The organism is Mesorhizobium newzealandense (assembly GCF_042682145.1).
GTDB classification, from domain to species: domain Bacteria; phylum Pseudomonadota; class Alphaproteobacteria; order Rhizobiales; family Rhizobiaceae; genus Mesorhizobium; species Mesorhizobium newzealandense.
This window is the reverse complement of sequence record NZ_JBHUGZ010000026.1, coordinates 1-18,850: the sequence shown is the minus strand read 5'-3', so window position 1 is coordinate 18,850 and position 18,850 is coordinate 1. Positions and strand designations below refer to the sequence as shown.

Genomic DNA, 18,850 nt, shown 5'->3' with positions numbered 1-18,850 from the left:
AGTACGGGACGTCATGCCTCGACCATGATCCCGAAAAGTGGAACCGGTTTTCGGAAAAGATCATGGTCAAACCGCAAGATAGTTCGATGGCCATCGGGATCGATATCGGCGGCACCAACCTGCGCGCCGCCCGCATTTCCGGCACCGGCGAAATCCTCAGGCGCCTGTCCGAGAAGAGCGCGCCCGACCCGGAGCTGGTGCTTGGCCGGATCGCCGACATGGTGCGCCAGCTCGACGCTCGCGAAGTGACGGCCATCGGCGTCGGCGTGCCCGGGCGCGTCGATGCGCGGCGCGGCGCGGTGCTGTCCGGAGGCTATGTCGACCTCGCTTCGGTGGCGCTCGCGCAACGGCTGGAAGGCATGGCCGGCAAGCCCGTCGTCATCGACAATGACTGCAACATGGCGCTGATCGCCGAGATGGCGCGGGGCGCCGCCAAAGGCCATGACAACATCGTCATGTTCACCATCGGCACCGGCATTGGCGGCGCCGTCGTCCAGCAGCGGCGGATCGTGCGCGGCAAGGCGACGGCGGGCCAGCTCGGCCATATCGGCGTCGACGTCAACGGCGAGCCTTGCATCTGCGGGCGGCGCGGCTGCGTCGAAACCACCAGCTCCGGCACCGCGCTGGGCCGCCACATCGCCCGCGCCGGCCTCGGTCCCGACGTTTCGGTCGATCAGCTTTTCGCCCGGGATGCCGGCGGCGACGCCGTCGCGCGCGGCGTACTGGACGCCTGGGCTAGGCCGCTCAGGGCGGCGATCGACACGGCGGTCGCCATGTTCGCCCCCGATCTGGTGCTGCTCGGCGGCGGCCTCGGCCAGGCGGCGCACAGGGCGCTCGCCAGGGCCCCCGCTTTGGCTGCGTGGTATCAATGCCCGGTGGAACCGGCGCAGCTCGGCGACGACGCCGGCGTCATCGGCGCTGGCCTGCAGGCGATGGCGGCGCAGGCGCCAGCCAGCCAGGTGTCGCCCCCGGTGTCGCCCCAAGTGTCGCCGCAAGTGTCGCCGGTGTCCTTGCCATCCGCCCGGCCCCGGCCCGATCGCGGCCGGCGCGCCGTGCTGGTCAACGGCATCCCCGCCTCGGGCAAGAGCACGGTCTCGCGCGGCATCGCCGAGCGCATGGGCTGGCCCCTGATGGCGCTGGATACGATCAAGAATCCGTTCCTCGAAGTGCTCGGCGGCGGCGACCGCGAGTTCAACCGCACGCTCGGCCGCGCCAGCTACCAGGCGATCTGGTCGGTCGTCGCGGAGGCGCCTGCGGGCAGCATTTTCGTCGTCGATGCCTGGTTCGGCTTCCAGCCGCGCCAGGTGCTCGAGGACCATTTGCGCCGGGCCGGCGTCGAAGAGACCTTCGAGATCTGGTGCCACGCTCCCGGCGAGGTGCTGGCCGAACGCTACCGCGCCCGCCTCGACCAGCGCCTCCCCGGCCATCCCGGTGCCGCCTACATCCCCGAACTGATCGAACTGGCCAAACGCGCCGAGCCGCTGCGGCGCGGACCGCTGTTCGAGGTCGATACGACGAGGGCGGTTGATTTCGAGGCGATTGTCGGGTGGCTGCGGGGGGTGATGCAGGGGTAGGTGGTCGCTGGGCTCGACGTCGTTTTCACGAGACAAGACCCTTGGCGCTACACAAGGTTCAGCGCCTTCCATAGCCCTCGGTGAAGGATGATAGTTTCGCTCTCATTAAACGTCGAATGTCGATTCCGATATTTGAAGGTAAAGATACTATTTCCAGACCCGCCACTCTTGACGTTTCCGAGCGCGCTACACTGAAAAAGCGCTTCGAGTATTTCATAAATTCGCTCGCTCGATAGAGGCTTCGCAGAGCCAGATGAGGCTCCGATCAATTCGGGCATCTTGAATTCCCGCTTCCTGACGCGACCAAGCGCCGTTACCATCCGGGAAATTTCGTCAGGACTTGCATACCCACTGAGTTCGTCTTGGATTTCAGGCAGAAAATATTTAATAGAATAGTCTCTAATTCCAGACTTGATCTCAGCAAGAGACGGACGTGATGACGTAGTGAAGCGCTGAATATGAGTTAATAGTTGCAAGAAGTCTCTCGGAGTATGGCGCGTCATGTCGAGCAGCGCCTTCCTTGCATCTGACGATTCTATCTTCTGTGGAAAGAACTCATCGAAAAGCCTGATGCCAGAGCCTAGGCTACGCGTCGCACGCAACGTGGCGGCTTCAACCAAAAGTGATTTATCTGGTTGATTTGGATCATGATACCAGTCTGTTGATTGCCACTGAGAACTGACCCGGCAACACAGGATATTTCCATCGAGAATTGACCCATGTTTGAACCACCCCTGCACGTTAGCGGGGGCTTTGGAGTGATCGACATGGCGTTATTGAGCGTAATCCGACGCTGGCATTTTCGAGAGCATCTATCGATCCGGGAGATTTGCCGCAGGACCGGCCTGTCCCGGAATACCATCCGCAAATATCTGCGCTCTGATGACGTAGAGCCGAAGTTCAAGGTGGCGGATCGGCCGAGCAAACTTGACGCTTTCGCCGACCGTTTGTCGGCTTGGCTGAGGACGGAAGCCAAAAAGAACCGCAAGCAGAAACGCACGATGAAGCAGCTCCATGCCGATCTGCTGAGCCTTGGCTATGAGGGGTCTTACGGTCGTGTTGCTGCTTTCGCCCGGGAGTGGAAGGCGGATCTGCAGAGGGAATTACAGACGACAGGGCGCGGGACATTCGTGCCGCTTGCGTTCGAGCCTGGGGAAGCATTCCAGTTCGATTGGTCTGAGGACTGGGCGATCATCGGCAATGAGCGCACCAAGCTGCAGGTGGCGCATACGAAGCTGAGTTACAGCCGCGCCTTCATCGTTCGAGCCTATCCGCTGCAAACGCACGAGATGCTGTTTGACGCACACAACCATGCCTTCCGAGTCTTTGGCGGGATTCCCCGCCGCGGCATCTACGACAACATGAAGACGGCGGTCGACAGGGTCGGACGAGGCAAGGAGCGCGACGTCAATGTGCGCTTCATGGCGATGGCCAGCCACTACCTCTTCGAACCCGAGTTCTGCAATCCAGCATCCGGCTGGGAGAAAGGGCAAGTCGAGAAGAATGTTCAGGATGCACGTCATCGGCTCTGGCAACCGCTTCCACGCTTTCCATCGCTGGATGCCCTGAACGAATGGCTTGAGCGGCGTTGCCGAGAACTGTGGCAGCAGACGCCGCATGGCCGGATGCGAGGAACCATCGATGACATCTGGGCCGAAGAAGCCCGGACTCTGATGCCGACATCTCGTCTCTTCGACGGGTTTGTCGAATACACCAAGCGGGTCTCTCCGACCTGCCTCGTCCATCTGGAACGTAACCGCTACAGCGTGCCTGCATCCTTTGCCAATCGGCCTGTCAGCGTTCGGGTCTATCCAGATCGCATCGTTGTCGCTGCAGAGGGTCTGATCCTCTGTGAGCATCGCCGCATCATCGATCGCTCACATGATCGGCCTGGCCAGACGGTCTACGACTGGCGGCATTATCTGGCTGTCGTTCAGCGCAAACCCGGCGCCCTTCGCAACGGAGCACCCTTTGCTGAACTTCCCGATGCATTCAGGACGCTGCAGCAACATTTGCTCAAGAAGCCGGGCGGCGATCGCGAGATGGTCGACATCCTGGCACTTGTCCTTCAGCACGACGAGCAGGCGGTGCTCCTGGCTGTGGAGATGGCGTTGGAGGCCGGTGTTCCAACCAAGACGCATGTGCTGAATCTGCTCCATCGCCTCGTCGACGGCAAATCGCTTACGCCTCCGACCATCAGTGCTCCTCAGGCTTTGGCGCTTACCAATGAGCCGAAGGCCAACGTCGAGCGCTACGACGCCTTGAGGAAGGCTTTGGAGGTCCGCCATGCGTCATAATCCTGCCAGCGGCGCAATCGTCATCATGCTCAGGAGCCTGAAGATGCACGGCATGGCGCAAGCTGTAGGCGAACTCACCGAACAGGGAGCGCCGGCGTTTGAAGCCGCCATTCCGATCCTGTCGCAACTGCTGAAGGCCGAGACAGCGGAACGGGAGGTCAGGTCTACAGCTTACCAGCTCAAGACGGCACGCTTTCCAGCCTATCGCGATCTCAACGGCTTTGACTTCACCAGCAGTGACATCAACGAGGCCCTGGTGCGTCAGCTTCATCGCGGCGAGTTCATCGATGACGCCCACAACATCGTGCTCGTCGGCGGCCCAGGGACAGGCAAAACCCATATTGCGACCGCTCTCGGCGTGCAGGCTATTGAGCATCATCACAAACGGGTTCGCTTCTTCTCGACTGTCGAACTGGTCAATGCGCTCGAACAGGAAAAGGCACAGGGACGATCCGGCCAGATCGCCAATCGCCTCGTGCATTCCGATCTCGTGATCCTGGATGAGCTCGGCTATTTGCCGTTCAGCGCATCAGGTGGAGCACTGCTCTTCCATCTGCTGAGCAAACTCTACGAACGCACCAGCGTCATCATCACCACAAACCTCAGCTTCAGCGAGTGGGCGAGTGTCTTCGGCGATGCCAAGATGACGACCGCACTTCTCGACCGACTGACGCACCATTGCCACATCCTCGAAACTGGAAACGACAGCTTCCGGTTCAAGAACAGCTCAGCCCACGAGCCGAAAAAAGCGAAGGAGAAAGCCAGAACCTTGACCGTCAACACCGAACCGAAACATACATGAGAGGCGGGTCAATTCTCGGTGAAAATGCCGGGTCAGTTCTCGGTGGAAATCAACACCTAGTCGTTACGGCATAGGCGGACGACTGCGCAAGCTGATGCATTCTCCCATTCCGGCAGTCGCTGCGATGGTCCATGCCATGGACAGAATATTGTTGTTTAGCGTTAGCAGAAACTGCAAATCACTTGGACCGTAGGGAACTGGCATCACCTCCCTCAAATGAACCTCTGTTGCCTTCATGCTGGCATCCAACTTCGCTATCGAAACTGCCACGGTTGGTTTTTCACGAAACCAACTTCTCTGAGCTACGCACATGACGACAACTGAAAGCTCGGTCCCGTCTTCGTAGCGAAGCGCTGCGGTTATGATATCAGTGTGTTCGTCCGATGGGTCCAATCCAAGCTGCGCAAGCGATAGCTTTACCAGCTCGACTACGTAGTCTGGCATTACAAGTGCTCTGTTCGTCATGCTGCGACCCTCAGTTTCGTCTTTCGTAACTTCGCAACTATGTCTTCCGGCTTAAGATGCGTATAACGGAATAGCATTCTAGGGTCTTTGTGCCCGCTTATCGTTGCTACCTCTGGCACGCTGAGACCCATCTCGAAGAACCGGCTAACTGCCTCATGCCGCAGATCGTGGAACCTAAGTCCCTCGATGTCTGGCAAATGTTTGGCCACCCGGCGCTTGCAACGTTCCCATGCAAGCCGGAAAGCGTTCGCAGACACTGGAAACAAGCGAGCATCATTGTCAGTGGATTCGGCTCGCAGTTCGATCAGTATGCGTGCGGCATTTTCTGACAACGGAATCGTCCTGGGAACGTCTGTCTTCGTCTCTGGGATGGATAGCAGGCCGTTCTCTGCATCAAGGTCTCTACGGCGAACGTTGAGGATTTCTCCCCGACGCATACCCGTTTCGATGGCAAGCAATATGCCCGGTCTCAGGTACTCGCTCCGGCCCTCAGTACATGCGGATAGGAGTGCTGTAAGCTCGCCCGACTGCAGTCTTCGCGTACGACCATTGGCTGCTTTTGGCTTGCGCACCTTTGCCAGCGGATTCTCAGGAAGAGGGATGTCCCATTCCTGCCGCGCCGTTTCGAACACCGCTTGGAGCAGTCCAAGTTCTCTTAAGACAGTTCCGGCCTCGACCTCGCGTAGCCGCTTGTCCCGATGCTGCGAAAATGCCTGTGGCGTTATCCGTGCGAGCGTGACATTTGCCCAGCGCTGCCTCAAGAAGACTTCTATTCGCTTGGCTTCCGATGCTTTCCCGCGTTTTGCCGGTGTTACATCCCTTGCATATCGGCGCAAAAGGTCTCCAACGCTGGTACGATCCAAACTTGATGGATCATAGGCGAGTGTCGAACGATCCAGTTCTAACTCGGTCTGCCGTACCCAACGCTTTGCGTCTGCGCGGTTGATAAAGGTTTTGGTGCGAAGGGTATGTCCAGTGCGGCGGACTTGTGCCTGCCATTTATCGTTTCGTTTGCGTATGGACGCCATGTGGCGTTGCTCCTTGTGACCAGATTGTGACTGGCTGTAGAAAGGAGCATTTCTGGGGGAAGTGCGGTCACCATAAGCTATTGATTTACAACAGCTTTTAGTGGCGCACCCGACAGGATTCGAACCTGTGACCTCTGCCTTCGGAGGGCAGCGCTCTATCCAGCTGAGCTACGGGTGCTTTCAGGACCGGTGATCCGGAAAACGAACCAGCCGGTGAACCGGCAAGTCACGGCTTCTTAGCGGAAGCCGGGGCGGGCTTCAACGGGCAATTGGAGATTGGCGCAGCGACCTGGCTCGGTGCGTCCCAGGTTAGCGACTATGAGGGTCGCGCCGCGCCCGGCCCTTCGCAGGCTCCCTGCCCTTCGGGCGTTCAGCCCCTTCGAAAGGTCCACTGGACCTTTCGATCCGCCCAAAGGCGGACCGGGGCTTCACCGTTCGTCGCTCGAAAAGCCAAGCAATTGGCTTTTCGTCCGCTACGCGGACCGCGCCTCACCCGCCTGCCTCCTCCGTGGTGCGCGCTTCGGCTTCTTGGCGCCGGTCAGTTCGTGCATGGCGTCGAGCTGCATCTGCTGCATTTCGGCCAGCCGCTGCCATTGGCGCGAGATGAGGTAGTCGAGCTTTTCGTGCAAATGGCGCACTTCCAGCTCGGCCTTGAGGTTGACCCGGTAGTCGTTGAAGGAGCGCAGGCGGTCCTTGGTCTCCTGCCGCTTCTGGCTCATCATGATGATCGGCGCCTGGATGGCGGCAATGCAGGAGAGCAAGAGGTTGAGCAGGATGAAGGGATAGGGATCGAAGGCGCTCACCGTGCCCTCGAGCAGATTGATGCCGATCCACACCAGAAGCACGCTGCCGAACGAGATCAGGAACCACCAGCTGCCGCCAAAGGCCGCCATGTTGTCGGAGACGCGGTCGGCAAACGTCCGGTGCTCCTCGAACTCCTCCTCGCTGTTTTCGGAAATGGTGTCCTGCCTGGCAATCGATTCGACCACCTGGCGGTCCAGCTCGGAGAATTCGCCGTGCTCCTGCTGGAGAAGCTCCTCCATGTAGCGCATGCGGTAACGGCCAAGCTCGGCGCGGCTGATGCGGGCGCCGGCCGGCAGGTCCGGATGATCGGCGCGGATGCGGTCGGCGAGGCTCGGGCGCAAGGTGTCGATGCGGACGAGGTCGCGCTTGCGGAATTTTCGGCCCGAGATCGCCGACGGTTTTTTCTTCGGCTTGCCGCGGTGGCCGCCGGGTCCTGATGGTTCCGAGTCCGGCACGTCGGGCGTTTCGAGATGCTCGTCCGAACCATGTTCGGCCTCGAGCTCGTCGGTGGTCGGGGCCTCGAAATATTCGCCGCCGTCATCGTGCTGATTGTCTGCCGCCTGCTCGGGCGGCGGTTTCGGGACGGTGCTCATGGTGCGGGCTCCTGCAATGGTGCTGGATTGAGACGATACGCCAATAGCCGAGAGTTTATCCACCGTCACGGCGGATTTCGCATCCCGTACAAGTGGTTGTGATGATCGGGAGAGGCCGCCGCTGCCGGCGGTGGTTCGCAGGCCGCGGACCATCAGAGACATTCGAGATTGGCCGAAGCCTCCCCGCCTTCGTCATCCATGGACGGAGCGAACGCGCAGACCGGAGGATGACGAAGCGAGGGGGATGACTTCCGTGGAAGGATGGCGGCGGAAACAAAAAACCCGCCTTGCGGCGGGTCGCTGGCGCAAATCAGCACCATGCCCAAAACAGTAGCATAACTGCCCTCACTTTGCAATCCGTCAGGGGCAGCCGGGCGCGCATCGGGGGCTGCGGATCACTGCTGTTCGGCGAACATCAGCCTGGTCCTGGTGTCGGCCATATCAGGCGACAGGCTGCGCTGGATCAGCGCCTCGACATGGTCGTTGCGCTGGCGGGCGCTGTCGGCGCCCATCACCACGACGATCAGCTGGCGGCCGTCGGCATTGTAGGAGGTGACGATGTTGAAGCCGGAGGCCCTGATGTAGCCGGTCTTGATGCCGTCGACGCCGCGCACGCGGCCGAGCATGTCGTTGTGGCCGCGCACCAGCCTGCCGCGGAACATGAAATCGCTTTCGGAGAAATAGTGGAACTGCTGCGGGAAGCGGGAATGCAGCGCCATGCCGAGCACCGCCATGTCGCGCGCCGAGGTGTGCTGGTCGCCGTCGGGCAGGCCGGACGCGTTGCGGAACACGGTGCTGGTCATGCCGATCTGGCGCGCCTTGGCGGTCATCATGGCGGCGAACTGCTCCTCCGAGCCGCCGAGATATTCGCCGACCGCCACCGCCACGTCGTTGGCCGACCTGACGACAATGGCGCGGATCGCCGAATCGACGTCGATGGTCTCGCCGCGCCGGAAGCGCATCTTGGTCGGCGGCTGCGAGGCGGCGTGGTCCGACACCGGGATCTGGGTTTCCTTGGTGACGCGGCCGGCGTCCAGCGCCTCGAACAGCAGATAGAGCGTCATCATCTTGGTCAGCGACGCCGGATAGCGCTGCGCCGTCGAGTTGACCTCGAACAGCTGCTTGCCGGTCTTGGCGTCGACGACGATCGCGGCATATTTCTGCGGCGCCGCCGGCACCGCCAGCACGGCATCCGGTGGCGTCACGGTCGTGCAGCCGGCAAGCAGCGCCAACAGGGGCAGCACCAGCAGCGCAAGCGCCGCGAAAAGCTTCTGGATGAGCGGAAGGGGACGCGGGCTGGACAAGGGCTGGACTGTTCTGGTCATGCTGTTGCTGAGATGAGGCGAAGCTAACGTAACGCGCCAGCTGCGTCCATTTGGTTAATGGCGGTCATACCCAGGATTGTCGTGTCTTCCCAGGCTTGCCCCGCCGCGAAATCGCCTGTTTCCTGTCTTCCCTTGCCAAAGCCGCGTTTCCTGTGGGAAGGGGCGTGGCATCTGATAGCTGGGGGGCTTGGGCATGACGAATATCGGGGCTGGGGGCGTAGCACCCTCGCTTATCAAGGCATCACTCAGCCGCACCGGCAAATGGGCCGGCGGCATCGCCTTTGTCGGCGGCGCGGTGTCCGACCTCCTCAATCCGCTGGCGCCGTTCGCCGCCTATATCGCGCTGGTCGCCTCGGTGGCGGCGGTCATCATCGCCATTGCCATCGTGCTGCGGCTGGTGCTGGCGGCCAAGGCGCTGCCGGCGCTGGTGTTCGCCACCAGCGCGGCGGCCGTCGCCGGCGGCGTCTATGCCGTGCAGAAGGAGACCAATTCGCAGAACGGTGTGATCGCCAGTCTGGTGCCGGCCGTGGCCGGGCTGCAGCAGTCGATGGGCATCGTCTCGGAGAAGGTGGCCAGGATCGAGCAGACGGTCACGCAAACGCAGAAGACGGTCGAAGCGGTCAAGCAGTCGACCGACACGGTGGCGAAGAAGACCGATGAGATCGCCTCCACCCAGCAGCAGCAGACGCAACAGACGGCGCAAGTGCAGAAGACCACCGAAGAGGTGAAGAAGCAGGCCGAGACGCTGGCCGCCGGCCAGGCGCAGCAGCAGGCCCAGACCGAAAAGCTGCAGGCGACGACCGAGCAGATCGCCGCCTCGATCGACACAATCGCCAAGGGCTTTGCCGCCCTTGCCGCGCAAGGCGGGGCGATCGCCGAGCCGAAGCGGCCGGACGAGTTCTACCACAATGCCCGCGTCTACGAGCTGTCCGGCGACATGCTCAATGCGCGGCGCGCCTATCTCGCCTTTGCCGGCTTCGATGTCGACGCCATCGATCCCTACACGCGCTTTGCCACGCTGCTCAGGGTCCAGGACGGCAAGGCCGGCGCCCGCGAGGTGTTCGGCGCCCTTTCCGACAAGGGCAAGGCATTGTCGATCAAGCTGGTGCATATCCTGCAGTTCGACGACGCCCAGCGCCTTGACAAGCTCAATGCCTTCCTGGCGGCCAATGCGGATTTCGCGCCGGCCTATTTCCTTTTGGCGCAGGAGTTTTCGGAGGACCGCCTCGGCGCCCAGACGCTGGCCGACAAGCGCAACGAGGCCAAGGCGCTGACCAAATTCATGTCTTACGAAAAGGACGGCGGGCTGCTCAAATATTTCGTCGACCAGACCCAGCTCGCCGACTGGCTCGACCGCAGCCGCAGCCGGCTGGCGGCACTTGGCGACGTGCTTGATCCCTCCCGCTTCGTCCCGACGCTGACACCGATGCGCTCGAACCAGGGCTGGTCGATGACCATCTCGCTGCCGGAACCGGCGACCGCCATCTCCTGGCGCATGGGCGACAGCGGTCCGTTCACCGACACCGGCTTCCTGGCGGTCAACGACCAGACCACCGGCAAGCCGATGCCCAATCCGAGTTTCGAGATGCCCGGCAGCACCGTGGCCGGCATCATTGCCGTCAAGTATCTCGATATCAGGGGCCGCGAGACCGGACCGTTCGACATCCGCTTCGACCCCGAGACAGCCCTGCAGCAAGGCGACAAGCAGATCCTCGACCAGTTCTGGACGTCGTGGATCGCCTTCGACGCCAGCGGCAATCACGGCCTGGTCTATTTCACCCAGATGCTGTCCTACCGCTGCGCCATCAAGGAGGTGCATTACAGCCTGAACGGTGCCACGCTCGACAAGTCGCTCGAGATACCGCCTTGCGACAAGAAGGACCCATATTCCATCCCCTACGACTACCAGCCCTATTTCAAGGTCGCCGACAGCGTGACGTCGATGTCGGTGCAGGTCACCTATACCGACGGCACCAAGTCGCCGGTGCGGGAATACAAGCGTCAGTAGCAGGCGCGGCCAGGGTCGAAGCGAGCCCTGATGCAAAATGCCGATTGCGGTGCTTGCGCAAGCGGCGCCGAAGGGGTTCTGTTTGCGCCATCAGATTCGGTGAGAGCGCAATGGATACCAGCACGATCAAGGCAAAAGGCATTTCGGTCTCGCTCGATCTCACGGTCGGCCACATCGCCGACATGGTCGTCGACGGCGACGGGCGCCAGCTGCGGCCGCTGCATCGCGCACCGTGGATCGACGAAGCGCGCGAGACGCTGCCCAAGGACCTGCCCGAGGGCACCGTCCGCCTGTCCGGCGACTTTCTCTGCGCGCCGTTTTCACGCAGCGATGTCGAGGACGCGCCGCTGCATGGCTGGCCGGCCAACAGCGCCTGGGATGTCGTCGAGAGTGCTGCGACAGACGATGGCTGGCGCGCGGTCTTCCGCTTGCGCCACAAGGTGATGGGCGCGATGGTCGACAAGATCCTGAGGCTGCTCGACGGCCATCCCTTCCTCTACCAGGAGCATGTGTTTTCCGGCGGCCACGGTGCGATCTCGGTCGCCCATCACCCGATGACGGCGATGACGGGCGGCGGCAGGCTGGCCTTTTCGCCAAAGCGGTTCGCCGCGACGCTGGACGATCCGCTGGAGCCTGACCCCGCACGCGGCCGCTTCATGCTGGCCTATCCGGCGCGGTCCGCAGATCTCGGCCATTTTCCCGCCGCCGGCGGCGGCACACTCGACCTGACGGAGTACCGCATGGGCGACCTCCGCGAGGATTTCGTCACGCTGGTCGAGGCCGACCATGGCGGACCGGGCTGGACGGCACTGGCGCGCCAGGCCGAGGACGATCTGGTGCTGGTGCTGAAGAACCCGGCCGAACTGCCGATCACCATGCTGTGGCTCAGCAATGGCGGGCGCGACTACGCGCCATGGAGCGGCCGCCATCGCGGCGTGCTCGGCATCGAGGACGGCCGCGCGTCCGTCGGTCATGCCGCCTCGATCGGCGACAACTGGCTGAAGCGCGAAGGCGTGGCGACCGCCTTTGCGCTCGGCGACGGCCACAGCGTTTCCTTCCGCCATGTCATCGGCGCCATGCCCCTGTCCGGCGGCGAGCCGCCGCGGGAGATCACCACGTCCAACGGCCGCATGCGGCTGGCAGCCGGTGGCTCGACATGGGAGGTTCCCTTCGACAGCGATTTCCTGCGCATCGGCCAGCCGGTGGCTGCCTGAGGCGGGGTCGCGCGGCCGTAGGGTTTGAAATTTCCGCCAACTGCCGCCAAGATGCGGCCGAAATCATCATGCGGACCATGGTGGATTTGAAGCTCCTGCCAGAGAGAGGCTCTCATGTCCGAAATCGCCCATCTCGCCGCCACCATCTTCAAGCGCGCCGGCAAGGCGCCGCGCTTCATCGTCGCCATTGCCGGTCCGCCCGGCGCCGGCAAGTCGACGCTGTCGGCAAGCCTGCATGATCTGCTGCCCGAAGGTGCCGTGGAAGTGGTGCCGATGGACGGCTTCCACTTTGACGACATAGTGCTCGACCGGCGCGGCCTGCGCGCGCGAAAGGGTGCTCCGGAAACCTTCGACTTTGCCGGGTTTGAGGCCCTGTTGAAGCGCATCCGGGCCGGTGAACCCGATATCGCCATCCCGGTCTTCGACCGCAGCATGGAACTGTCGCGCGCCGCCGCCGCGATCGTCGCCACCGAGACCAAGTTCATCCTGGTCGAGGGCAATTACCTGCTGCTCGACGAGGAGCCGTGGTCGCGGCTGGCGCCGCTGTTCGATTTCTCGATCTTCGTCGACGTGCCGCGCGACGAGCTCGAGCGCCGGCTGCTCGAGCGCTGGCACGGCCATGGCCGCTCCGACGCGGATGCCCGCGCCTGGATCGCCTCCAACGACATGCCCAACATCGACCGGGTGCTTGCCCGCCGCCGGGCCGCCGACCTGGTGATCGGCGATTCCGTTTGATTCTAAAGATTCTCCAAGGGGAACCTTAAGACTTTCAGGCCGTTATCGCGACACGGCAATTCTGCCAGAAGAGGGATTCCACCCGATGGCACAAAAGGCAAGAAAGCCTGCGCCCGCCAAGGGCAAGGCGACCCAGTCGAAAGCAGGCGCCGGTCCGGCGATCGCCGAGCGTTCAAAGGACGCCAAGCCGGCCTTCGGCAAGTCACCGCCGAAGAAAGTGGTGCCGGCGGCGGCGAAAGCCGCGCCTAAAACCGCAAAGCCGAAAAAGCCGGCAAACGCTGACGATTCGCTGGCGGGCAGCGCAATGCGCACGGTCAAGGCGACGGCCAATGTAGCAGCCGGTGCCGTCGTCGTGGCAGCGCGGGGTGCTGCATCGTACGCCGCCTCGATGATGGGCAAGGGCGGTTCGAAAGCCAAGGCGAAGGCAAAGTAGCCCCGTATTAGGGCCTGGCTGGTTTTAAACTCAGCCCTTCGCCGGGATGGTCAGACCCTTCTGCACCGCCGGACGCGCCAGACCGCGTTCCAGCCACGCTCCGACATTGGCGAAGTCATCGAAGCCGACCAGTTCGCGCGCTTCGTAGAAGCCGATCAGGTTGCGCACCCAGCCGAGCAGCGAGATATCGGCGATGGTGTAGTCATTGCCCATGATCCATTTGCGGCCCTTCAGCCTGCCGTCGAGCACGCCGATCAGCCGCCGCGATTCATCGCGGTAGCGCTCCAGCGGACGCTTGTCGGCGATTTCGCGGCCGGCGAACTTGTGGAAAAAACCGACCTGGCCGAACATCGGTCCGACCGAAGACATCTGGAAGAACACCCATTGGATGGTCTCGTAGCGCAGCGCCGCGTCCGCCGGGATGAGCAGGCCGGTCTTTTCGGCGAGGTAGAGCAGGATGGCACCGGATTCGAACAGGCCGATCGGCTTGCCGTCCGGACCGTTCGGATCGATGATCGCCGGTATCTTGCCGTTGGGATTGAGCGACAGGAATTCCGGCGTCCAGCTCTCGTTCTTGCTGATGTTGACCAGATGCGGCTCGTAGGGAAGGCCGAGTTCTTCCAGGGCGATCGAGATCTTCACCCCGTTCGGCGTTGTGGCCGAATAGAGCTGGATCTGGTCCGGGTACCTGGCCGGCCAGCGCGTTGCGATCGGAAAGGCGGACAGGTCGGCCATGGAAAACTCCTGAGGGGGGATTTTGGCGCCAAGCGGCGCTGGTTTTGGCGGGTCCACGGAGAATTAGGGGCGCGGCCGATTCTGATCAATATGGCAGCGAGATTTTCGCCATGCACGGACAGTCAATGGACTCGAGCGGTCGGGACGTCAGGACCATCCTTGCGACAGGTGGTAACTGCCCGAGGCCGATCAAGACCGGCTGGGATCAGACCGCCTTGAAGGCCAGCACCGCATTGGTGCCGCCGAACGCGAAGCCGTTGCTGATCGCGGTGCGCACCTTGCGCTCACGTGCGACATTCGGCGTGATGTCGAGATCGCAATCGGGGTCGGCTTCGCGAAAATTGGCTGTCGGCGGCACGATGCCTTCACGGATCGCCATCACACAGGCGATCATCTCCAGCGCGCCCGATGCGCCCAGGCAATGGGCATGCATCGATTTGGTCGACGACACCGACAGCCTGTAGGCGTGGTCGCCGAAAACGCGCTTGATCGCCGCCGTCTCGATCTGGTCGTTGGCCTTGGTGCCGGTGCCATGGGCATTGAGGTAGTCGACATCCTCGGGATTGAACCCGGCATCGGCCAGGCAGGCACGCATGGCGGCCGTCGGTCCTTCGATGGTCGGTGCGACGATGTCGGACGCGTCGGCGGAAAGGCCGGCGCCGGCAATTTCGGCAAGGATGGTGGCGCCCCGCGCCATGGCATGCTCGTAGCTTTCCAGCACCGCCATGCCGGCGCCTTCACCGAGCGACAGGCCCTGGCGATCGGCCGAGAATGGCCGGCAAGTATCGGGCGCCAGCACCCGCAACGCTTCCCAGCCCTTCAGGATACCCCAGACCAGCGGCGCATCGGTACCGCCGGCGACCATGACGTCGGCGCGGCCGAGCCTGATCTGGTCGACCGCCGAGGCGATGGCGTGATTGGACGATGAGCAGGCCGAGGTGACGCCGAAAACCGGACCGCGCAGGCCGAGACTCATGCTGACATGGCCGGAGGCCGCACTGGGCATTACCCTCGGCACGGTGAAGATGCCGGCGCGGTTCTTGCCCTCGACCAGGATGGCGCGATAGCTCTCTTCGATCGCCTCCCAGCCGCAGACGCCAACGCCGACGACAGTCCCCATCCGATAGGTGCGGGCTTCGTTCGAGACCAGGCCGGACTGCTGCATGGCCTCCCTGGCCGCGATCACCGCCAGCAGGCTGAAGCGGTCCATCGACACCAATTGCTTGCGGTCGATGCCGTGATCGGGAAGCGTCTTGATTTCGCAGCCGACCTTGACCTTCAGGTCATGCAGCTGTGGACTGGTGATCTGGCCGATCGCCGAGCGGCCGGCGCGCATCTCGTTCCAGATCGCGGGCGCGCTGGTGCCGAGCCCGCAAATGCCACCCATGCCGGTAATGACGACGCGCTGCCGCATTCAGTTCAAGCTTTTTTCGCGATCAGCGCGCGAACAGCTTCGACCATATCGCCGACATTCTTCAGATTGCTCCAGGCATCGACCGTGTTCATCTCGATCTCGATGCCATATTCTTCCTCGAGATCGAAGATGATCTCCGTCAGCTCGAGCGAATGGATACCAAGCGAGGTCAATTCAGTGTTGGCGGTGATTTCTTCGCCGCCCGGCTCGGCATGGGCCTTGATCTTCGCGATGATATCCGTTGCCAGCTGGTCGGCCATTCGGTTTCTTCCCCACTATGTCGCGTTTCCCGACGCCAATTGAGCAGCGCCCCTTTTTTCCTGGCATCAAGCCGCCGTCTTCGCTCTATACCCCCGCCAAGCGCTGCATGACCGTACCAAGGTGGTTCCCTCTATAGAAACCGAAACGTTGTCAAGCAACAAGCTATATCGAGCCATATATCGACAAAGCCGCCTGAGTGCTTAACGTGCTGGCATGGATACGATCGAAGATGGCAGGATTTCGACGCAGCGGGTTGCGGGCGTGGCGCGGCTTTCCTGTGCTGTCGGCGAGGGTCGCACGCGCCTGCGGCGCCTCTATCAGGATGGTGCCGCCAAAATAAGGATGCCGACTGTCTCGGCCGATCCGCTCGAGGCCGTGCTGATCAACACCGCCGGCGGGATGACCGGCGGCGACCGGCTCGGCTGGGAGGTGGACGTCGGCGCGGCTGCTTCGGCGTCGATCACGACCCAGGCTTGCGAGAAGATCTACAAGGCCGCATCCGACCGGGCCGAAGTGCGGGTCAATTTGTCGGTCGGCGAAAACGGCCGCATCGCCTGGCTGCCGCAGGAAACCATCGTCTTCGACCGGGCAGCGTTTGCCCGCACGCTCGACGTCGAGCTTGCCGTCGGCGCCGAGGCGCTGGTGCTGGAGGCCACCGTCTTCGGCCGCCTGGCGATGGGCGAGCGCGCCACACAGGGCCATTTCCATGACCGCTGGCGTGTCCGCAGGGATGGCGAACTCATTCATGCCGAGGATTTTCGCATCGGACCCGATATCGCGGCAACGCTCGACCGTCCGGCGGTTGCCGGAGGCGCGATCGCGATGGCGACGCTGCTGCTGGTGTCGCCGCGGGCCGAGGCGCTGCTCGATCCGGTTCTGGCGATCGTCGGCGGCCAGGGCAGCGCCAGCGTCTGGAGCGTGAAGAAATCTGGCAAGCTTCTTGCGAGGCTCTACGCCGGGGACGGCTATCAGCTGCGCCAGCGGCTGGTTCCACTCGTCGAATTGCTCAACGGAAGGGCGGGACTGCCCAAATTATGGTCACTGTGAGTCTGTCTATGCCAATCCAGGGAAGCGCATGAACCTGACGCCGAGGGAAAAGGACAAGCTGCTGATCGCCATGGCGGCGGTCGTGGCGCGCAAGCGGCTCGAACGCGGCGTCAAGCTCAATCATCCGGAAGCGATCGCGCTGATCACCGATTTCGTCGTCGAGGGCGCCCGCGATGGCCGCCCGGTCGCCGAACTGATGGAGGCCGGCGCCCATGTCGTCACCCGCGCGCAGGTGATGGAAGGCATCGCCGAGATGATCCATGACGTGCAGGTCGAAGCGACATTCCCCGACGGCACCAAGCTGGTGACCGTGCACGAACCTGTCCGGTGAGGTGAGGAGACCAAAATGCTCGAGCTGCGCCCCAATTGCGAATGCTGCGACAAGGACCTGCCACCCGAGGCGGCCGACGCGCTGATCTGTACCTTCGAGTGCACCTTTTGCGCCGACTGCGTGGAACAAGTGTTGGGCGGCACCTGCCCCAATTGCGGCGGCAATTTTTCGGCGCGGCCGATCCGCCCGGCGGCGATGCTGAAGAAATATCCCGCTTCGACCAAGCGTGTTCTCAAAGCCGAAGGGTGTGGCCCGCGCAAGGCCGCGTGAACACCACGACACAGCAAATGAAAGGCACTTAGAATGACGTCAGCCAAGCGCTTATGCCTGTCGGCGATCCTGCTGCTGGCCGCCGCCATGCCGGCCTATGCCCATGTCGGCATCGGCACGACCTCCTCTTTCATGGCCGGCTTCATGCACCCGCTCTCCGGCCTCGATCATATGACGGTGATGATCGCGGTCGGCCTGTGGGCGGCGCTCAAGGGCGGCAAGGCAATCTGGGCGTGGCCGGCGGCCTTCGTCGGCGTCATGCTGGTTGGCGGCGGGCTCGGCATGCTGCATATGCCCCTACCCTTCGTTGAACCCGGCATACTGGCGTCGGCCGTGGCGCTCGGCCTGCTGGTGGCGCTGGCAGTCGATCTGCCTGTATCGGCCGGCGTCGCCATCATCGGCCTGTTCGCGCTGTTCCACGGCCACGCCCATGGCACCGAGGTGCCGGAAAACGCCGGCGGGCTCGAATACATGGCCGGCTTTGCCATCGCCACCGTGCTGCTGCATGCCGTCGGCATCGCGGCCGGGCTCGGTCTTGGCATCAGGTTCCGTGGCCTGGCCCGCGCCGCCGGTGCTGCCTGCGCGGCGATCGGCGTCGGCCTCGCCTTCGGCGTCGTGTGAGGGCACGATGATCCCGGGCGAAATCATCCCCAAGGACGGCGACATCGAGCTCAACAAGGGCCTGCCGACCGTCACCTTGAAAGTGGCCAACAGCGGCGACCGGCCGATCCAGGTCGGCAGCCACTACCATTTCTTCGAGACCAATGAAGGGCTGAAATTCGACCGCGACCGTGCGCGCGGCATGCGCCTCGACATCGCCGCCGGCACGGCCATGCGCTTCGAGCCCGGCCAGGAGCGCGACGTGACGCTGGTGCCGCTCGGCGGCAAGCGCGAGGTCTATGGATTTCAGCAGAAGGTGATGGGCAAGCTGTGAGATCGATGGTGTCTCATGCCTGTCGCCTAAAAGTGTCGAGCGGTTTTGAGGCAACGACAAGCGGCGCTTTTGGCCCAGGGCGGGTCACCGTTTCACGGAAACGTCGAGCCGCTTTATCTCTCTGTTTTGACGCAATTCCGGACGGAAAACCGTTTCACGCTTTTCCTGGAACTGCTCTAGTTCGACGGCTTGGCCGCGGCGTAGATGACGATCTTTCCAGGAGTGTCGAATTCGACGGCAAGAATATCCTGCGCAAGCACACGCCGCGACTCGATGGCGTTAAACAGCAAGGCGTTGGCCTCGATCTCCTTGCGCAGTTCCGCGATGTCGTCCTGATGCTGTTTGACCTTGCTCTCGATCACTGGCGGCGGGCCGCCTTCGCTGCGCGCGGCATCGGTGAGGAACACGATATCGACCTTGTCGAGCTTGGACGTCTTGCGCACCGTGCCGATGTTTTCGCGCGTCCGGTCGATTGCGGTGTTGACGTTGCCGGCTTCGACGGTGGCGTTGGCCTCTTCCTGCTTGACCTGCGAGCCGACGATGCGGTTGACGGTCTCCGGGCTTTCAAGTCCCTGCGCAT

Annotated in this window: 21 protein-coding genes and 1 tRNA gene; 12 read left to right on the top strand and 10 right to left on the bottom strand. The window is 62.7% G+C overall.

Annotated features, from left to right (window positions below):
• The first annotated feature begins 62 nt into the window (after positions 1 to 62).
• Positions 63 to 1,574, top strand: a complete 1,512-nt coding sequence (locus ACFSOZ_RS31820) for an ROK family protein (protein WP_379104704.1) — start codon at positions 63 to 65, stop codon at positions 1,572 to 1,574.
• Between the two features lie 47 nt (positions 1,575 to 1,621).
• Here ACFSOZ_RS31820 and ACFSOZ_RS31815 read toward each other — a convergent pair whose 3' ends face one another.
• Positions 1,622 to 2,314: a P-loop ATPase, Sll1717 family gene (locus tag ACFSOZ_RS31815; RefSeq protein WP_379104701.1), complete on the bottom strand. Its 693-nt coding sequence runs from the start codon at positions 2,312 to 2,314 to the stop codon at positions 1,622 to 1,624.
• A 27-nt stretch (positions 2,315 to 2,341) separates the two neighbouring features.
• Between ACFSOZ_RS31815 and istA the strand changes: the two genes are divergently transcribed.
• Positions 2,342 to 3,871 carry an IS21 family transposase gene (istA, locus tag ACFSOZ_RS31810; protein ID WP_379099792.1) on the top strand — a complete coding sequence of 510 codons (1,530 nt, stop codon included), beginning with the start codon at positions 2,342 to 2,344 and terminating at the stop codon, positions 3,869 to 3,871.
• Positions 3,861 to 4,673, top strand: coding sequence for an IS21-like element helper ATPase IstB (gene istB, locus ACFSOZ_RS31805; protein WP_379095118.1), 813 nt, complete (start codon positions 3,861 to 3,863; stop codon positions 4,671 to 4,673). The genes istA and istB overlap by 11 nt, the downstream gene beginning before the upstream one ends.
• A gap of 63 nt (positions 4,674 to 4,736) precedes the next feature.
• Here istB and ACFSOZ_RS31800 read toward each other — a convergent pair whose 3' ends face one another.
• From ACFSOZ_RS31800 to ACFSOZ_RS31780, 5 genes are all read right to left on the bottom strand, one after another.
• Positions 4,737 to 5,138, bottom strand: coding sequence for a hypothetical protein (locus tag ACFSOZ_RS31800; RefSeq protein ID WP_379104698.1), 402 nt, complete (start codon positions 5,136 to 5,138; stop codon positions 4,737 to 4,739).
• Positions 5,135 to 6,166, bottom strand: a complete 1,032-nt coding sequence (locus tag ACFSOZ_RS31795) for a site-specific integrase (protein ID WP_379104697.1) — start codon at positions 6,164 to 6,166, stop codon at positions 5,135 to 5,137. Before ACFSOZ_RS31795 ends, ACFSOZ_RS31800 begins: the two co-directional genes overlap by 4 nt.
• 101 nt (positions 6,167 to 6,267) lie before the next feature.
• Positions 6,268 to 6,344: transfer RNA gene (locus ACFSOZ_RS31790), tRNA-Arg, on the bottom strand.
• A gap of 295 nt (positions 6,345 to 6,639) precedes the next feature.
• Positions 6,640 to 7,563 carry a DUF1003 domain-containing protein gene (locus ACFSOZ_RS31785; protein ID WP_379104695.1) on the bottom strand — a complete coding sequence of 308 codons (924 nt, stop codon included), beginning with the start codon at positions 7,561 to 7,563 and terminating at the stop codon, positions 6,640 to 6,642.
• A gap of 395 nt (positions 7,564 to 7,958) precedes the next feature.
• Positions 7,959 to 8,888 (bottom strand): D-alanyl-D-alanine carboxypeptidase family protein, encoded by a 930-nt coding sequence (locus ACFSOZ_RS31780; protein ID WP_379104693.1) that lies wholly within the window; start codon positions 8,886 to 8,888, stop codon positions 7,959 to 7,961.
• 193 nt (positions 8,889 to 9,081) lie between these two features.
• Between ACFSOZ_RS31780 and ACFSOZ_RS31775 the strand changes: the two genes are divergently transcribed.
• From ACFSOZ_RS31775 to ACFSOZ_RS31760, 4 genes are all read left to right on the top strand, one after another.
• Positions 9,082 to 10,896, top strand: a complete 1,815-nt coding sequence (locus ACFSOZ_RS31775; RefSeq protein WP_379104691.1) for a methyl-accepting chemotaxis protein — start codon at positions 9,082 to 9,084, stop codon at positions 10,894 to 10,896.
• 110 nt (positions 10,897 to 11,006) lie between these two features.
• A complete protein-coding gene (locus ACFSOZ_RS31770; protein ID WP_379104689.1) occupies positions 11,007 to 12,110 on the top strand; it encodes a hypothetical protein in 1,104 nt (367 codons plus the stop codon).
• Between the two features lie 114 nt (positions 12,111 to 12,224).
• On the top strand, positions 12,225 to 12,845 hold the full coding sequence (locus ACFSOZ_RS31765; RefSeq protein ID WP_379104686.1) for a nucleoside triphosphate hydrolase: 621 nt from the start codon (positions 12,225 to 12,227) through the stop codon (positions 12,843 to 12,845).
• 85 nt (positions 12,846 to 12,930) lie between these two features.
• Entirely contained in the window at positions 12,931 to 13,278 is a 348-nt protein-coding gene (locus ACFSOZ_RS31760; RefSeq protein WP_379104684.1) for a hypothetical protein, read from the top strand.
• A gap of 30 nt (positions 13,279 to 13,308) precedes the next feature.
• On the opposite strand, the gene ACFSOZ_RS31755 is transcribed toward ACFSOZ_RS31760, so the two are convergent.
• The 3 genes from ACFSOZ_RS31755 to ACFSOZ_RS31745 all read right to left on the bottom strand — a co-directional run bounded on the left by ACFSOZ_RS31755 (position 13,309) and on the right by ACFSOZ_RS31745 (position 15,687).
• The gene (locus ACFSOZ_RS31755; protein ID WP_379104682.1) at positions 13,309 to 14,013 is read right to left on the bottom strand and encodes a glutathione S-transferase family protein; all 705 of its coding nucleotides are present in this window, start codon (positions 14,011 to 14,013) and stop codon (positions 13,309 to 13,311) included.
• 205 nt (positions 14,014 to 14,218) lie between these two features.
• Positions 14,219 to 15,427, bottom strand: coding sequence for a beta-ketoacyl-[acyl-carrier-protein] synthase family protein (locus tag ACFSOZ_RS31750; protein ID WP_379104680.1), 1,209 nt, complete (start codon positions 15,425 to 15,427; stop codon positions 14,219 to 14,221).
• A gap of 5 nt (positions 15,428 to 15,432) precedes the next feature.
• Positions 15,433 to 15,687: an acyl carrier protein gene (locus ACFSOZ_RS31745; protein ID WP_224665779.1), complete on the bottom strand. Its 255-nt coding sequence runs from the start codon at positions 15,685 to 15,687 to the stop codon at positions 15,433 to 15,435.
• Between the two features lie 214 nt (positions 15,688 to 15,901).
• Here ACFSOZ_RS31745 and ACFSOZ_RS31740 point away from each other — a divergent pair, with 214 nt between their 5' ends.
• From ACFSOZ_RS31740 to ACFSOZ_RS31720, 5 genes are read left to right on the top strand one after another with little or no spacing between them, the layout of a single operon-like run.
• Positions 15,902 to 16,735, top strand: a complete 834-nt coding sequence (locus ACFSOZ_RS31740; protein WP_379104678.1) for an urease accessory protein UreD — start codon at positions 15,902 to 15,904, stop codon at positions 16,733 to 16,735.
• Positions 16,736 to 16,763: 28 nt separating this feature from the next.
• A complete protein-coding gene (locus tag ACFSOZ_RS31735; protein WP_379104676.1) occupies positions 16,764 to 17,066 on the top strand; it encodes an urease subunit gamma in 303 nt (100 codons plus the stop codon).
• A 15-nt stretch (positions 17,067 to 17,081) separates the two neighbouring features.
• On the top strand, positions 17,082 to 17,336 hold the full coding sequence (locus ACFSOZ_RS31730) for a DUF1272 domain-containing protein (RefSeq protein WP_379104674.1): 255 nt from the start codon (positions 17,082 to 17,084) through the stop codon (positions 17,334 to 17,336).
• A gap of 33 nt (positions 17,337 to 17,369) precedes the next feature.
• Positions 17,370 to 17,957: a HupE/UreJ family protein gene (locus tag ACFSOZ_RS31725; protein WP_379104672.1), complete on the top strand. Its 588-nt coding sequence runs from the start codon at positions 17,370 to 17,372 to the stop codon at positions 17,955 to 17,957.
• Positions 17,958 to 17,964: 7 nt separating this feature from the next.
• Complete coding sequence (locus ACFSOZ_RS31720) at positions 17,965 to 18,270, top strand: urease subunit beta (protein WP_379104670.1); 306 nt, start codon at positions 17,965 to 17,967, stop codon at positions 18,268 to 18,270.
• A 176-nt stretch (positions 18,271 to 18,446) separates the two neighbouring features.
• Here the strand turns inward: ACFSOZ_RS31720 and ACFSOZ_RS31715 are convergent.
• Positions 18,447 to 18,850: hypothetical protein (locus ACFSOZ_RS31715; protein WP_379104668.1), on the bottom strand; the 404-nt coding region annotated here is incomplete at its 5' end.